The organism is Sinorhizobium sp. M4_45, from assembly GCF_002885915.1.
GTDB lineage: Bacteria > Pseudomonadota > Alphaproteobacteria > Rhizobiales > Rhizobiaceae > Sinorhizobium > Sinorhizobium meliloti_A.
In genome coordinates, this window is the sequence record NZ_NWVE01000003.1 from 349,437 (window position 1) to 364,684 (window position 15,248).

The 15,248-nt window shown below is 63.6% G+C and carries 14 protein-coding genes; 4 read left to right on the top strand and 10 right to left on the bottom strand.

Annotated elements, in window-relative coordinates:
* Nucleotides 1-12 precede the first annotated feature (12 nt).
* A complete protein-coding gene (locus CN933_RS11880; RefSeq protein WP_018096187.1) occupies nucleotides 13-198 on the bottom strand; it encodes a DUF2735 domain-containing protein in 186 nt (61 codons plus the stop codon).
* Nucleotides 199-761: 563 nt separating this feature from the next.
* Here CN933_RS11880 and CN933_RS11885 point away from each other — a divergent pair.
* Nucleotides 762-1,796: a glutamine synthetase beta-grasp domain-containing protein gene (locus CN933_RS11885; RefSeq protein ID WP_018096189.1), complete on the top strand. Its 1,035-nt coding sequence runs from the start codon at nucleotides 762-764 to the stop codon at nucleotides 1,794-1,796.
* A 478-nt stretch (nucleotides 1,797-2,274) separates the two neighbouring features.
* Here the strand turns inward: CN933_RS11885 and CN933_RS11890 are convergent, their stop codons facing one another.
* From CN933_RS11890 to CN933_RS11910, 5 genes are all read right to left on the bottom strand, one after another.
* Nucleotides 2,275-2,439, bottom strand: coding sequence for a hypothetical protein (locus CN933_RS11890; RefSeq protein WP_018096190.1), 165 nt, complete (start codon nucleotides 2,437-2,439; stop codon nucleotides 2,275-2,277).
* A gap of 163 nt (nucleotides 2,440-2,602) precedes the next feature.
* The gene (locus tag CN933_RS11895; RefSeq protein ID WP_018096191.1) at nucleotides 2,603-4,120 is read right to left on the bottom strand and encodes a tripartite tricarboxylate transporter permease; all 1,518 of its coding nucleotides are present in this window, start codon (nucleotides 4,118-4,120) and stop codon (nucleotides 2,603-2,605) included.
* Between the two features lie 123 nt (nucleotides 4,121-4,243).
* On the bottom strand, nucleotides 4,244-4,735 hold the full coding sequence (locus CN933_RS11900; RefSeq protein ID WP_018096192.1) for a tripartite tricarboxylate transporter TctB family protein: 492 nt from the start codon (nucleotides 4,733-4,735) through the stop codon (nucleotides 4,244-4,246).
* Complete coding sequence (locus CN933_RS11905; RefSeq protein WP_018096193.1) at nucleotides 4,732-5,676, bottom strand: Bug family tripartite tricarboxylate transporter substrate binding protein; 945 nt, start codon at nucleotides 5,674-5,676, stop codon at nucleotides 4,732-4,734. Before CN933_RS11905 ends, CN933_RS11900 begins: the two co-directional genes overlap by 4 nt.
* A 234-nt stretch (nucleotides 5,677-5,910) precedes the next feature.
* Entirely contained in the window at nucleotides 5,911-6,978 is a 1,068-nt protein-coding gene (locus CN933_RS11910; protein ID WP_018096194.1) for an ABC transporter substrate-binding protein, read from the bottom strand.
* A 77-nt stretch (nucleotides 6,979-7,055) separates the two neighbouring features.
* Here CN933_RS11910 and CN933_RS11915 point away from each other — a divergent pair, with 77 nt between their 5' ends.
* Nucleotides 7,056-7,733: a response regulator gene (locus CN933_RS11915; protein WP_018096195.1), complete on the top strand. Its 678-nt coding sequence runs from the start codon at nucleotides 7,056-7,058 to the stop codon at nucleotides 7,731-7,733.
* Nucleotides 7,730-9,121: a sensor histidine kinase gene (locus CN933_RS11920; RefSeq protein ID WP_018096196.1), complete on the top strand. Its 1,392-nt coding sequence runs from the start codon at nucleotides 7,730-7,732 to the stop codon at nucleotides 9,119-9,121. Before CN933_RS11915 ends, CN933_RS11920 begins: the two co-directional genes overlap by 4 nt.
* 148 nt (nucleotides 9,122-9,269) lie before the next feature.
* On the opposite strand, the gene CN933_RS11925 is transcribed toward CN933_RS11920, so the two are convergent.
* The 3 genes from CN933_RS11925 to CN933_RS11935 all read right to left on the bottom strand — a co-directional run bounded on the left by CN933_RS11925 (nucleotide 9,270) and on the right by CN933_RS11935 (nucleotide 12,900).
* Nucleotides 9,270-10,220: a substrate-binding domain-containing protein gene (locus CN933_RS11925; RefSeq protein ID WP_026168723.1), complete on the bottom strand. Its 951-nt coding sequence runs from the start codon at nucleotides 10,218-10,220 to the stop codon at nucleotides 9,270-9,272.
* Nucleotides 10,221-10,285: 65 nt separating this feature from the next.
* Nucleotides 10,286-11,296: an ABC transporter permease gene (locus CN933_RS11930; protein ID WP_018096198.1), complete on the bottom strand. Its 1,011-nt coding sequence runs from the start codon at nucleotides 11,294-11,296 to the stop codon at nucleotides 10,286-10,288.
* Between the two features lie 77 nt (nucleotides 11,297-11,373).
* Nucleotides 11,374-12,900: a sugar ABC transporter ATP-binding protein gene (locus CN933_RS11935; RefSeq protein ID WP_026168724.1), complete on the bottom strand. Its 1,527-nt coding sequence runs from the start codon at nucleotides 12,898-12,900 to the stop codon at nucleotides 11,374-11,376.
* Between the two features lie 267 nt (nucleotides 12,901-13,167).
* Here CN933_RS11935 and CN933_RS11940 point away from each other — a divergent pair, with 267 nt between their 5' ends.
* Entirely contained in the window at nucleotides 13,168-14,193 is a 1,026-nt protein-coding gene (locus CN933_RS11940) for a LacI family DNA-binding transcriptional regulator (RefSeq protein WP_018096200.1), read from the top strand.
* Nucleotides 14,194-14,272: 79 nt separating this feature from the next.
* Here CN933_RS11940 and CN933_RS11945 read toward each other — a convergent pair whose 3' ends face one another.
* Nucleotides 14,273-15,169 carry a DMT family transporter gene (locus CN933_RS11945; RefSeq protein WP_018096201.1) on the bottom strand — a complete coding sequence of 299 codons (897 nt, stop codon included), beginning with the start codon at nucleotides 15,167-15,169 and terminating at the stop codon, nucleotides 14,273-14,275.
* Nucleotides 15,170-15,248: the final 79 nt, after the last annotated feature.

Consider the following 15,248-nt stretch of genomic DNA (forward strand, 5'->3'; position numbering starts at 1 on the left):
GACCGCTCCGCTTCAGTGCTTCGTATCGTCGCTCAGGGCTTCTTCGTGATACCAGCAGCCATCGACGGCGGCGCAGACGTCCGACGGTGCGAGGTCCAGTTTGCGCTGGGCTTCGGAGCGCCGTTCCTCGGCCTTCCGTGACACAGCGGCCGGAAACTTCAGGATCGTCGCAGACTTGCCGTAAAGACTCGTGGCCATGCTCTGGTCTCCCGTGAGTTCTGGGGAGAAACATAGTGCAACCAGGCAGGATTTGCACATGATTTACGCGAATTGCCGAAATTTCGTTCAATTCCGTGCCGGAATTGCGAGCATTGTCCGGAGCATTCACGGATGCAACGGGCGCAAGTGCGATTTTTTAGGCAGCGGCGCCTGTCAAATAATTTCTGGGCAGAAATGTTCGGGCCGCGGACGCCGATATGGATGAGCAGGAGAAGCGGCTCCAGGCACCTTTCCGCAAGTGAGGAGACCGCGGTATCGATTTGAATTGCTGCTTGTTTTTCTGCCCAGGCCGGCCCCGAACCGCGTAAAAATGCCGGGCTTTGCGGGTCCCGCCGACGATCTTTTCCGGCTGCGTCCGCGGGGCGCGTCCGCGCCGATTCGCCCCGCCGCGGTGCCGCCGGCGGAAAAAAGTCTCTCTCCGGCGCCCAACTGGCACGCTTGATGCTTCATGGTATCCGATCCCTGGCGGTTGGGCGTTGTGTAGCGCTGAAGCTGTCAGGATTTGCTCAAACCATGCAGCACCACGTTAGAGAGATTCGCTAATGACCAAGTATAAGCTCGAGTACATCTGGCTCGATGGCTACACGCCCGTCCCAAATCTCCGCGGGAAGACGCAGATCAAGGAATTCGACGCGTTTCCGACGCTCGAACAGCTTCCGCTCTGGGGCTTCGACGGCAGCTCGACGCAGCAGGCCGAAGGGCGCAGCTCCGATTGCGTGCTGAAGCCGGTTGCGGTCTATCCCGACCCGGTCCGCACGAATGGCGCATTGGTCATGTGCGAGGTCATGATGCCGGACGGCAAGACGCCGCATCCGTCGAATACCCGTGCAACGGTCCTCGACGATGAAAGCGCCTGGTTCGGCTTCGAGCAGGAATATTTCTTCTACAAGAACGGCCGCCCGCTGGGCTTCCCGGAGCAGGGCTATCCGGCGCCGCAGGGCCCGTACTACACCGGCGTCGGCTACAAGAATGTCGGCGACATCGCGCGCCAGATCGTCGAAGAGCATCTCGACATCTGCCTGGCCGCGGGCATCAACCACGAAGGCATCAACGCCGAAGTGGCCAAGGGCCAATGGGAATTCCAGGTTTTCGGCAAGGGCTCCAAGAAGGCTGCCGATGAAGTCTGGCTGGCGCGCTACCTTCTGCTGCGCCTGACGGAGAAATACGGCATCGACGTCGAGTTCCACTGCAAGCCGCTCGGCGACACCGACTGGAACGGCTCCGGCATGCACGCCAACTTCTCGACTGCCTATCTGCGCGAAGTCGGCGGCAAGGACTATTTCGAAGCGCTGATGGCCGCCTTCGAGAAGAACCTGCACGACCACATCAACGTCTACGGCCCGGACAACCACTTGCGCCTGACCGGCAAGCACGAGACGGCGCCGTGGGACAAGTTCAGCTACGGCGTGGCTGACCGCGGCGCCTCCATTCGCGTTCCGCACAGCTTCGTCAACAACGGCTACCGCGGCTATCTCGAAGATCGCCGCCCGAACTCCCAGGGCGACCCCTACCAGATCGCTTCGGTCATCCTGAAGACGATCGCGAGCGTACCGACGGCGGTTGCCAAGGTCGCTTGATCTCTTGCGGAATGCCCACGTGACCTCAAAGCGCGCGGGCCTGTAAAATCTTCGTGGCGCCGGCCAGTTTGCCGGCGCCATTTTTATTTGAAGATCTTCCCATTCCGGCGCCTTTTCACATTCCCTGCCTGTTCGAGACGGACAGCGGAACCGACCTGTTCGTGACGGAACCGTTGAACAGGCCGAAGGACGGCATCGGATATCATCGGGAGGGATTGGTCGCCCTGCACACTCACCATGAACCGGCAGTTCACCCGGGCAGGGCATGAGGTCGGGTTCGAAGCGGCGAGCGGATCCGTCGCGTCTCTCCCGTTTCGTGCGGGGGCTCGGCGTCATGGGCCGGAGGATCATCGCGTCCGGTTGAGGTTGAAGCCGTTCGGACGACGGTCGCAATGGGAGGGCAGTTCCCTGAAACAGGATCGCGTCGCCTGATGGCGACGCGATCCTGTTTCAGGCTGAGGCCTGGACGTCGGGCAGGTCAGCCCTGGCGATTGCCCGGGAAGGCTGCGGGATCGATGCCGAGGGTGCGGAGATCCTGTGCTTTGGGGCGGCGATGGCCTTCGACGGCGGCGGCAGCAGCGGTTGCGGCGCCGAATACGGCGAAGGCGCGGCCGATGAAGCCCATGCGGTTCTTGCTGGTCATCTCTTGCTCGCTTTCGTTTTCTATTCGATGAGCAAAAGATGGGTCCGGCGGGGTTGTTTTGCAATGCACAAAACCTCAGCCCAGCCATGCAGCGAAAGCAGGCCCGCACGCGTCCAGCAATAGGGGCGGCAGCCGATCGGCCTGCCAGATCGTCGGAAGCCGCTCAGTCTTCGCTGGCGGCGAGTTGTGCGAGCACTTCGCCGCGGCCGCGGGCCCTGAGGATCAGCGGCACGACAAGGGCGAGCGCGGCGATCACCAGGAGCACGGCCGCGATCGGCGACGTGAAGAGCACTGTTATGTCGCCCTGGCTGATCGAGAGCGCTCTGCGGAGCTGCTGTTCGGCGAGCGGCCCGAGGATCAGGCCGACGACCACCGGCGCGATCGGATAGCCGAAGACGCGCATGACGTAGCCCAGCAGGCCGAAGGCCAGCAGCATGCCGAGTTCGAAGACCGAGGGATTGGCGCCGATGGTGCCGAGCGTTGCGAAGAGCAGGATGCCCGCATAGAGCCACGGTTTCGGGATCGTCAATAGCCTCACCCAGAGGCCGATCAGCGGCAGGTTGAGGACAAGCAGCATGAAATTGGCGATGAGGAGGCTGGCGATCAGACCCCAGACCAGCTGCGGATTGGTGGCGAAGAGCAGCGGCCCCGGCTGCAGCCCGTATTGCTGGAAGCCGGCGAGCATGATCGCGGCCGTCGCCGTGGTGGGCAGGCCGAGCGTGAGGAGCGGCACCAGCGTGCCTGCAGCGGATGCGTTGTTGGCGGCCTCCGGGCCCGCCACGCCTTCGATGGCGCCGTTGCCGAATTCCTCCGGATGTTTGGTCAGGCGCTTCTCCGCCGCATAGGAGAGGAAAGTGCCGATCTCGGCGCCCCCGGCCGGCATGGCGCCGATGGGAAAGCCGATGAAGGTGCCGCGCAGCCACGGCTTCCAGGAGCGCGCCCAATCCGTGGCGCTCATCCAGACCGAGCCCTTGACCGCTTCCACCTTGTCCGGGCCGCGGTCGCCTTGCGCGGCGATGAACAGCGTCTCGCCGATCGCGAACATGGCGACGGCGAGAGTCGTCACCTCGATGCCGTCGAGGAGGTCGGGCACGCCGAAAGAAAGGCGCGCCTGGCCGGTCAGCTGGTCGATGCCGATGCAGGCAAGGGTCAGGCCGACGAAGAGCGAGGTGAGCCCCCGAAGCGTCGAGTCGCCGAAGGCGGAGGAGACGGTGACGAAGGCGAGCACCATTAGCGCGAAATATTCGCGCGGGCCGAAGACGAGCGCCAGCTTGACGATATAGGGAGCAATGAAGGCCAGTCCGAGCGTGGCGATGAGGCCGGCGACGAAGGAGCCGATGGCTGCCGTGGCAAGCGCCGGACCGCCGCGGCCGGCACGCGCCATCTTGTTGCCCTCGAGGGCGGTGACGATCGAGGCGCTTTCGCCGGGCGTGTTGAGCAGGATCGACGTCGTCGAACCCCCATACATGCCGCCATAATATATGCCGGCGAACATGATGAGCGACCCGGCCGGATCGAGCTGATAGGTGACCGGCAGGAGCAGTGCGACGGTCAATGCAGGGCCGATGCCGGGCAGCACGCCGACGGCGGTGCCGAGCGTTACGCCGATGAGTGCGTAGAGAAGGTTCATCGGCTGGGCAGCAACCAGCAGCCCCTGCAACAGGAAATCGAAAGTACCCATGGTCGTCGGCCTTCTTTAGATCACGGTGATTCCAGGATCGAACCTGAAATCATGAACGTGATCGATCTGATAGGTTAAGAGCGGGATGCGGGCGGAAGACCGCACACTTTTCCTGATCCCGCTCTAGAAGAACAGGCGTTCCAGCGGCCCTGCGGGCAGCGACAATTGCAGGAGCTTGGCGAAGATAGCCCAGACGATGAAACTGAACACGACGCCGATCGGCACGGTCAGCCACAATTTGCGTTTGCCGAAGCCGCGGGCCGTGAGGGCGAAGAGAATGCCGGTCGCGATCGAGAAGCCCAACGTGTTCAAGAGCAGCATCTGCGCCGCAAGCCCGGCGACGATCCAGACAACCGGACCCGCCTGCTGGTGCTCGCGTTCGGGAAAGTCGCCCCGCCAGGCTTCGACCGCCGTCCAGACCGCAAGCGCCATGAGACAGCAGGCGATCGCATAGGGCACGGTCATCGGCCCGACTTGCGAGTAGCCGGCAAGGCCGCTCAGGCGCGACACGTCCCAGAAGATCACACCGGCGATTGCTGCCAGAACGGCGGCGATGACCAGCGCCGCCCGGTCGGGGCGGCGCGTTTCGACCGAAGGGTTGGTCCCCTTGTTCATTTGACCAGCCCGATGTCCTTCAGGACGGTTTCCGTGGCGGAAATGTCCTTGGCGAGCTGCTCGTCGAAGGCGGCGCCGGCGAGATAGGTGTCCTGCCAGCCTTTGGTCTTCAGCACTTCCTGCCAGCCTGCGGATTTTGCAAGCTTCTCGATGTCGGCGGAGACTGCGGCCTTCTGTTCTTCCGTGAGGCCCGGGGCAGCGGCGACCATGCGCCAGTTTTCGACCACGACGTCGACGCCGGATTCCTTCAGCGTCGGCGCGTCGATACCCTCGAGGCGCTCGGCGCTGGAAACCGCGAGCAGGCGGAGCGTTCCGGCCTTCACCTGGGACTCGAATTCACCGTAACCGGAAATGCCGGCGGTTACCTGGCTGCCGAGGATCGCGGCAAGCGCCTCGCCGCCGCCGGAATAGGCGATGTAGTTGATCTTGGTCGGATCGACACCAGCGGCCTTGGCGATCAGGCCTACCGCGATATGGTCGGTACCGCCGGCCGAGCCGCCTGCCCAGGAAACCGCGCCCGGATCCTTCTTCAGCGCCTCGACGAGATCTTTCATCGTCTGGATCTCGGAGGCGGCGGGAACGACGATCGCTTCGTATTCGCCCGTAAGCCGCGCGATCGGGGTCACGTCCTTGAGGGTGACCGGCGAGTTGTTGGTGAGGATGGCGCCAACCATGACGTAACCGCCGACGAGGAGCGCGTTCGGGTTGCCCTTCTGCTGGCTTGCGAACTGTGCAAGGCCGATCGTGCCGCCGGCGCCCGGAACGTTCTGGACCTGCACGTTGCCGGAAATGCCCTCCTGCTGCAGGACGGTCTGCATCGAACGGGCGGTCTGGTCCCAGCCGCCGCCGGGATTGGCCGGCGCGATGATCGTGTAGTCGGCGGCATAGGCCGGCAGAGCAATTGCGCCGGCGAGAATGGATGCGAGGAAGAAGTGTTTCAAGGTCGGTCCTCCGTGAGGCGCGCTTCGTCACGCGCACATTGATTATCGTTCGCGAAGGGGAGAAGCGGCTGGTCGACATCGACGGCGACCTTAGACCGGACTTGTGGATCCTCCCGATACGCTGCCGGCGGTCCGCCTCCACGGTTCGCCGGCGACCTTAAGCAACATAGAAAGCTGACATTAACCTGACATCAAGTCCGTTTCGCGTAAATGACTTGTTTGCCTGCTTATTATTCACTGCAGGCGCAGCATTTCGTTCCAGCGGGCAATCAGCCGCGCCCGCTTGACCTGGTCGAGATAGACCATCAGCCCGGGACTGACCGGTACGGGTTTCAACTGACCTCCGAGCATTTCCCGCATGGTGTTCGCGGTGTTCTCGCCGGCGACTTCGGGGCTCACCGCCGGGATCTGCAGCTCCCGCGCCATGATCGTCTGGCCCTCCTTCGACATGAAGAATTCGAGATAGCGGCGGCCGAGTTCGGGGGCGGCTGCGGCCTGCGGCACCAGCCCGATGCGCGACATGACGACCGTATAGTCCTTCGGCAGCACGATGCCGACATCCGGATGCCGCGATGCCCAGTCGGCCGCGTAGGAGCCGAGGATGTTGTAGCCGAGCACGAAGCGTCCGTCGGAAATCCTCTCCAGGATCGCCTGACTGGTCGAATAGAGCTTCACGCCGGCAGACCCCATGGTGCGGATCACCGTCCAGATGTCGCCGAACTGCTCCTGGTCGCGCGACATGAAGAGGAAGCCGACGCCGGAACGTTCGATGTCGTAGGTGCCGATGCGGCCGAAGACGGCGTTTCCTTTCCGCTTGAGGTAATCGACGAATTCGGCGCGCGTCGCCGGCGGCTGCTCGTGCCGGAAGCTCGGCTTGTGGTAGACGAAGACGGCCGGCTCGAAGGTGAGAGCGTAAGCCGTGTTGCGCCAGTTCGCCCAGGCCGGCCAGCGTCCGCTCATAGGCAGGTCGCTGCGTTGCGCATAACCGTCATTGCTGAGCTTGACCTGCAGGTCCATGGCGGAGGAAAAGGCGAAATCGGCGGTCTTCTCGCCGGCATCGGTCTCCTTGACGATCCTGTCGTAGATCTCGCCGGTCAGCATGTCCTCGTAGCGGACCGCGACATCCGGATTGGCCTTCTGGAAGCCGTCGATCATCGGTCTCGCCAAGGGTTCGTCGAGCGAGGAATAGACGGTCAGGACCGGTGCGGCTCCGTCACCGGAGAGAGCCGGGAAGAACGTCGGCGCGGCCTTAGCGACCGCGGCCGACAGGATCAAAAAACCGAGAGAAATCAAGAACCGCATGAATTCACAATGCCTGAGAGCGCTGCCGTTCACAAGCAAGCTCGCGAGCGATAGAGTGATCCCGGGGAGAGGCGATATTGCGTATTTTGCTGGTTGAGGACAATCGGGCCCTGGCGGAGGGCCTTTCGACGCTTCTGCGGGGCAGCGGCTATGCCGTCGACGTCGTGAGCGACGGCGCATCCGCGCATGCGGTTGCTGCGGCCGAGAGCTTCGATCTGGTGATCCTCGATTTGAACCTGCCGGAGATGGATGGACTGGACGTGCTGCGTGCCATGCGGGCACGGCAGAACCGCGCGGCGGTTCTCATCCTGACGGCGCGCGGTACGCCGGAGGAGAGGATCAAGGGACTCGACCTCGGCGCCGACGATTACCTGATCAAGCCTTTCGATATCGGCGAGTTCGAGGCGCGCGTGCGCGTCCTCCTGCGCCGGCAGGCGGGGTTGCGCGCCTCCGTCGTCAGCTATGGCAATGTCTCGCTGGATCTCACCTCGCGCAGTTTCTCCTCGGCAGGCATGCCGATCGAAATTCCGGCGCGCGAGCTCGGTCTTCTCGAGCTTCTGTTCATGCGCGCCGGTAAGGTCGTCGCCAAGGACGCCATCGTGCAATCGCTGACGGGCCTTGACGACGATCTGAGCCCCAATGCGATCGAGCAATATGTGAGCCGGCTGCGCAAGCGGCTGGCGCCCTTCGGGCTGACCGTACGGACCGCCCGCGGCATCGGCTATTATCTCGACAAGACGGCCGGTCCCGAATGACAGCCGCCCCCGGAAAGGTCGTCTATTCGCTGCGGCGCAGGCTGCTCGGCTGGCTGCTGATCTCGACAGCCGTAATCGGCGTCGTCGCGCTGGCGGATACCTACCGGGAAGCCGTCAAGACGGCAAATGCCGTCTCGGACCGGGTGCTTGCCGGATCGGCGCTGGCGATCGCCGAGCGCGTGGTCGTCGCCGAAGACGGCTCGTTGCAGGTCGACATCCCCTATGTTGCGCTCGAGATGCTGACATCGGCGGCGCAGGACCGGGTCTTTTACCGGGTGGACGGCCCGCCCGGCGAGTTCATCACCGGTTACCAGACCCTGCCTTCGCTTTCCGAAAGCACCGGTCAATCGACGAGCTTCGCAGATGCCGTCTTTCGCGGCGAACCTATCCGCGTCGCGGCACTCAGACGCTCCGCCTCGACCGGGGTCAATTCCGTTCCCTTCGTCGTCACCGTCGCGGAGACGACGATCGCCCGGCGCCAGCTCGCGCAGACCATCATCATCCGTTCCGCCCTGCGTCTCGGGCTGATGATCGCCGGGGCGGCGATGATCGTCTGGGTCGCCGTCACCTTTTCCCTGAGGCCGCTCTATCGGCTTGGCGATGCGATCGCCGAGCGCAGCCCCGACGATCTGCATCCGATCCGCGAGCAGGTGCCGAACGAAGTCCAGGGGCTCGTCGATACCGTGAACTCTTTCATGGTCCGCCTGCAATCGGCTCTCGATGCGCTGCGGCACTTCACCGGCAATGCCAGCCATCAGCTCAGAACCCCGCTTGCTATCATCCGCACGCAGCTTGCGCTTGCGCAGCGGGCGACGACGATCGAGGAAACCCGGGCGGCGGCGATGAAGGCGGACGAGGCCGTCGCCAATGCCGAACGCATTCTCGCGCAGCTGCTGCTGATGGCCAAGATCGATGCCGCGGGCCGAGACGAGGCGCGAGGATTGGAGCGGGTCGAACTCGTCGGGCTTGCCCGCGCCGTCACGGGGGACCACGTACCGGCGGCGGGCGAAGCCGGCATCGATCTCGGCTTTGCCGGCGAGGGCGAGCACTGGATCCGCGCCGAGCCCCTGCTTGTCGGCGAACTCCTGAAGAACCTGATCGGCAATGCGTTGCTTTATGCCGGCCGCGGGGCGGAGGTGACCGTGCGCGTCGGGAGCAGGGACCACGCGGTCCTGCTGGAAGTAGAGGACAATGGCCCGGGCATTCCGGCGGAGCTGCGCGAGGCGGCGCTCAAGCGTTTCCGGCGCGGCGGCGAGGAAGCCCCCGGTACCGGACTGGGCCTCCCGATCGTCGAGGAAATCGTCGGGCTTTACGGGGGGACCATGCGGCTGGACGAGGGTGACGCCGGTCGAGGGTTGAAGGTGGTGGCGGCGTTTCCGGCGGGGTGAGGCTGATTAGAGGCGGCCGCGAACGCGCCAACGGACACCCCCACTGCCCGGCAGGGCGGAGGGGGTGTCCGTTGTATAAACGCCAAAGAAAAGACCCGCCCGAGGAAAGCCTCAGGCAGGCCGTGTCTTGATTAGCTCCGACGTCCGGTCAGAACGGCGAATCGGGGAAATAGAAGTCCTTGGCGTTTTCCTTCGTCACCAGCGTCGCGTCGATCGTGTAGGTGCCGCGAACCGGGACCTGGCCGTAGAAGTTGGCAACGGTCATTTCGAGTGCCGTGCCGACCATTGCCGGCGGGTAGAGCACGTCGACCGGGATCATCTTGTCGCCATCCATGACCCTCTTGATCATGTCCTTCGAACCGGCTCCGGCGACCACATACTGGATGTCGGTGCGCTTGGCCTGGTCGATCGCCTGCAGCACCCCGACGGCCATGTCGTCATCCTGGCACCAAACCACGTCGATCTGCGGATACTTGGTCAGATAGTCCTGCATGACCTTGAAGGCGTCGTCGCGATTCCAGTTGCCGTACTGGCGGTCCAGGATTTCGACCTTGGAGCCGGCGATGCCCTTGTCGAAGCCGTCCTGGCGCTGCTGGTCGATCGGGATCGGCAGGCCGCGAATGACGACCACCTTGGCTTCCGGCGTCGTTGCCTTGATGTATTCGCCGGCGACCTGGCCGAGTGCCGGGTTGTTGCCGGCGACATAGAGGTCACGCACGCTGTTGTCGTTGGTCGAGGGCGCGCGGTCCACCAGCGCCACGAAGGTGCCCTTGCCCTTGATTTCCTTGATCGCATTGACCAGCGGATCGGGGTCGGTCGGCAGGATCACGAGGGCGTCGATCCCCTGCGTTTCGAGGTCCTGCACGGCATTGGCCTGGCTCGCCGGATCCGGCGAGGTCTTGACGATGACGTTGAGGCCCGGATGCTGTTCCATGAGCAGCTTGGCAACACGCTCGGCGTGGAACACCACGCCGGCGGTCCAGCCATGGTCGGCCGCCGGGATCGACACGCCGATCGTGACGTTCTTGTCTTGTGCATGGGCTGCACCCGTCAGTGCCATCATCGTGACGGCGGCAATGCCCATTAATCCCTTTCGCATGCTTCTTCCTCCCAATGATTCTAAGTCTTGGTTGATGTGGCCGGATCGCGCTCGATCCGGCTTGGTCACGATTTGCGTACCAGCGAGCGCTGGACGAGCATCGCGATGATGATGATCGCACCCTGCATCGCGCCGATCAGGTATTCGCTGATGAAGTTCGACAGGAGCATGATGTTTCCGACCAATTCGAGAATGAAGGCACCGCAGATCGTGCCCCAGACGCGGCCGGCGCCGCCCTTGAGCGCCGTTCCGCCGACGACGACGGCGGTGATGGCCTGCAGTTCCCAGAGGATACCGGTCGTGGCCGAGGTGGATCCGAGCCGCGGCACGTAGAGCAGCACGGCGACGGCGACGCAGAGTCCCTGGATGACGAAGGCGATGGTGCGCACGCGATTGACGGCGATGCCGGAATAGCGAGCCACGTCGCTGTTGGAGCCGACGGCGACCACGTGCCGGCCGTAACGCGTGCGATAGAGGATGAAGGCGGCGACGGCAGTGACCGCGAGGATGATCGCGATCGGCACCGGCACGCCGAGAATGCTGCCGAAATAGGCCGGGCGATAGAGCTCCTGTATTTCCGGCTCGCGCAGGGTGATCGCGCCGCCTTGCGAAAGCCAGGTGGTAAGGCCGCGATAGATGCCCATCGTGCCGAGCGTCGCGATGAAGGGCTCGATCCTGCCGACCGTGGTGATCAGCCCGTTGGCGAGCCCGCAGGCGCTACCGGCGACGACCGCGAAGAGGACCGCGGCCGTGAGCATCAGTGCCGGATCGGCAATCACGCCGGAATTCATGAACAGGATCATCAGGCTCGCCACGAAGGCGACCATCGAGCCGACGGAAAGGTCGAGGTCGCCTGCGGAAATGACGAAGGTGGCGCCAACAGCGATGATGGCGATGAAGGCGCTGCGGGTGGCGACGTTGGCGAGGTTGTTGAGACTGATGAAGTTGGGGTTGACCATGGCACCGACGATCAACAGCAGTGCAAGGGCGGCAAACGGCGCCACGGCCCTGAGATCGACGTCCCGCCACGTCCGGCGGTGCGTTGTGCTTTGGATGCTTTCCTCGTTCACGCTCATGTCCAGATCAACCTCTCCCGCCCCCGAGCCGGGGGAATTCCTTTTCCTGTGCCTGCCTTCGCCGCGCGTCCAAGCGGTCAGGCGGCAGCCATTTTCTTCAGTCCGGCTGCGTAGCGCATGATCTCCTGCTCGGAGATCTCGTCTCCCTCGAGCATGCCGACGATGCGTCCCTCGCGCATCACCGCGACCCTGGTGCAAAGCCCGATGACCTCGGGCATTTCGGAAGAGACGACGATGATCGAGCGGCCGTCGCGCGCGAGCGCCGAGATGAAATGATAGATCTGCTGCTTGGTGCCGACGTCGATGCCGCGTGTCGGCTCGTCGATGATGATGATGTCCGGTTCCGTTTCCATCACCTTGGCGAGCAGCAGCTTCTGCTGATTGCCGCCGGACATGCGCCTGGCGACGACATTGCCGTCGCGCACGCGGATGTCGAAGCGGCGGCGGGCCCTTTCGAGTGCAGCCGCCTCGCTGGCCGGGCTGAGATAGCCGATGCGGGCATGCCGGCCGAGCGACTGCAATGTCAGGTTCGTCGTCATGCCGGAGTTGAGCAGCAGGCCCTTCGCCTTGCGGTCCTTGGTCATGTAGGCAAGACCGCGCCGGTTGGCCGCGTGCACGTCGCCTGAAGGCGCGGTCTCTCCACGGATCGTCACCTCGCCCGACAGGCGGGGCCTGAGGCCGGCGACCGCTTCCATGAGTTCGGTGCGGCCGGAGCCGATCATGCCCGAAAAGCCCAGTATCTCGCCTTTGCGCACCTCGAAGCTGGCGTCCTTCACATAGTCGGTCGAGACGGCGTCGACTCGCAGCACGACCTCTTCGTCGACGTTCGGCTCATTCTTGGCGGGATAGAGACTCGACATTTCGCGGCCGACCATGAGCTGCGCAATCGACTCGCCGTCGAGCATCGATGTCGCGGCGGTCTTCACCCACTGCCCGTCGCGCAGCACCGTCACCCGGTCGGTCAGTTCGATGACTTCGTCGAGCTTGTGCGACACGAAGACGAAGCTCGTGCCCCTGTCGCGCAGCTTGCGCACCTGCCGGAAAAGGAAGTTGGTCTCCTCGCGGGAGAGGACGGCAGTCGGCTCGTCCATGAAGACGATCCGCGCGTCGCGGCTGATGGCCTTGGCGATCTCGACCATCTGTTTTTCGGCGATTGAAAGACTGCCGATCAGCGCGTTCGCGTCAACGTGGCAGCCGAGCAGATCGAGAACCCGGCGCGCCTCCGCGCGCATATACTTGCGGTCGAGCACGCCGAAACGCGTCACCTCGCGACCGAGAAACAGGCTTTCGGCAACAGTCAGATGTTCGGCGAGATTGAATTCCTGGTGGATGATGACGATGCCCAGCGCTTCGGCCGCGCCGTTTGCAGGAAGCGTTACCGGCTGGCCATCGAGCAGGACCTCGCCCGAGGACGGCTGCTCGAACCCTGAAAGAATCTTGACGAGGGTCGACTTGCCGGCGCCGTTCTCGCCCATCAGGGCATGGATCTCGCCGGCGCGAAGCTCGAAATTGACACTGAAGAGCACCTGCACGCCGCTGAAGGACTTGCTGATCCGCCGCGCCTCCAGCACGACGCGCGCGGCGTCTACCGTCTCCGGATTCATCGATTCCCCCATTGCGGCTCCCGACCGCCCATGGACGCTATGTAAACCTTTACACTCCCTATGTAAAGGTTTACATAACGGCATGCACAGGAATTTGCCGGACCGCCTTTGACGTTGCCCGCGGTGTGTGTAGTGTCCCGCCGTGAACAGCCGCGCGTTCTTGTCAGATACGCAAAGGCCGCCGTCGCAGATTGATTAGCTGCTTGTTTTTATCTCTAAATCGGGATTTAGGGAAACACGCAGTAGGGAGACGCAAGGCAGAGCGCAGTGTCGGATTCCACGCCCGCAACCATCGAAGACGTCGCCAGGATCGCTGAAGTTTCGATCGCGACGGTATCGCGGGCAATCCACAACCCGGAGAAGGTCGCTAAATCCACGCGGCTGAAGGTCAACCAGGCGATCGCGATCACCGGCTATACGACCAATGCCATGGCTCGCAGCCTGCGCCTCGGCCGCTCGAACATGATCCTGGTCGTCGCCCCGGATATCGGCGATCCAAACTTTTCGAGCATTCTGGTCGGCCTCGAAAACGAGGCACGGTCGCACGGATACGGCGTGCTGATCGGCCATACCCAGAACGACGCCCAGCGCGCGGTCGAATATCTGAAGTTTCTCAACTCCAACCAGGCGGCGGGTCTGATCCTCTTTACCGGCATCCTGCCCTTCGGTCACGAGACGATAGCAGCGCGGCTGCCGCCGAGCGTCGGCATATTCGAGCCCGTCTTCAACGGCGGCATACCCTATGTGGGTGTCGACGATGTCGAGGGCGCCCGCAAGGTGGTCGACCTCCTCATCGCCGAAGGTCATCGGAAGATCGCTTTCATCGGCGATTCGCGGACCCGCCTTGCCTATAAGCGGCGCCGCGCCGGCTATGATGCGGGCCTCGATGCGGCGGGGGTGCCGGCGGAACTTCGGCTGGTCCAGGAGGGCGATGGCACGCTCGAGAGCGGCAGGGCTGCCGTCGAGCGGCTCTTCGTGCGCGACACGCTGCCGACGGCATTCATGTGCGTCAACGATCAGACGGCACTCGGCGTGATGATCGGGCTGAAGGCACGCGGCTATGACATACCGCGCGATTTCTCGGTCACAGGCTTCGACGACGTGCCGCAGGCGACATTCATGACGCCGGCTTTGACCACGATCCGCCAGCCGCGCACGCTGATCGGCAAACACGCCATGGCGCTTCTCTTGGAGCTTCTCTCCGACCGCAGCCCGGCCGAGACCGAGATCTTCCTCAGGCCCGATCTCGTGGTGCGAAACTCCGTATCCTCACCGTCCGCACGATGGGCTTGAGAAGGCTTCACTGCTGCCCCGCTTCAGCCTGTTGAAACACGCAGTTCCGCATCAAAGATTCTCGAGGGCTCAGCCGCGCTCAGCCGCGCGAGGTCATCCAAACGCCGACCAGCGTCACCGCCAGCCCCATCAAGACAGCCGGGGTCAGCGGCTCGGAAAACAGCGCCCAAGCCCACAGCATGGTGACAGGCGGACTGAGATAGATCGCAGCGCTGACCTGGGCCACCGGGAAGAGACGCAAGCTCGTGTAGTAGACCGAATAGGCGGCAAAGGTTGCGAACAGAACCAGCCAGACCATCCCCACGCCGAAAGCGGGCGTCAACGGCGGGGCGAGGTTCCCTTGCATCATAGCGCACAGCCCGAACAGCACCGAACCGGTGAGGGTATGGATGCAAAGGCTCTGGTGCACGGGCATGTGCCGGGTGCGCCGTCGCTTGTGCAGAACCGAGGCGAGCGCAAAAACAAGCATGGAGCCTACCGTCAATCCATAAGCCCACAACGGGGCCGTGCCGAAGCTGAGGCTGTCGAACGAGACGATCAGCACACCGAGAACGGCGATTGCCGTTCCGAACCATTGCCGCGCGCTCAGGCGTTCGCCCAAAACGGGTTGCGACAGGGCGGCAATCGCCAACGGCAAGAGGTCCGAGATGAGTGCGACCAGTCCTGTCGGAACCCGCTGTTCGATGGCCAGTGCGAAGCCACCGAGATAAAGGAAGACCGACATGACGCCGAACAGCATCTGTTCCACGACGCCGCGCATCCGCAGCCGCGGACCGATGATCAGCGCGAAGGGCAGCAGGATCACTCCCGACAAAAGCGTGCGCCAGAACAGAACCAGCATTACGCTCGCCTCTTCGCTTGCATAGCGAATGCCGACGAAGCCGGAACTCCAGCCGACGACCAGTAGCGTCGCCATGAGTGGCCAGAGGAGACGATGCTGTTTCGGTGCGGGCAGCGAGATGGGCTGGTGGGTCATGGCGCTCTCGGGCGTGTCGTTCGTTCCCCAGCCTTAGGTGGCGGCGATCCCTTTTGCACATGACAAATTTCGATAGGAA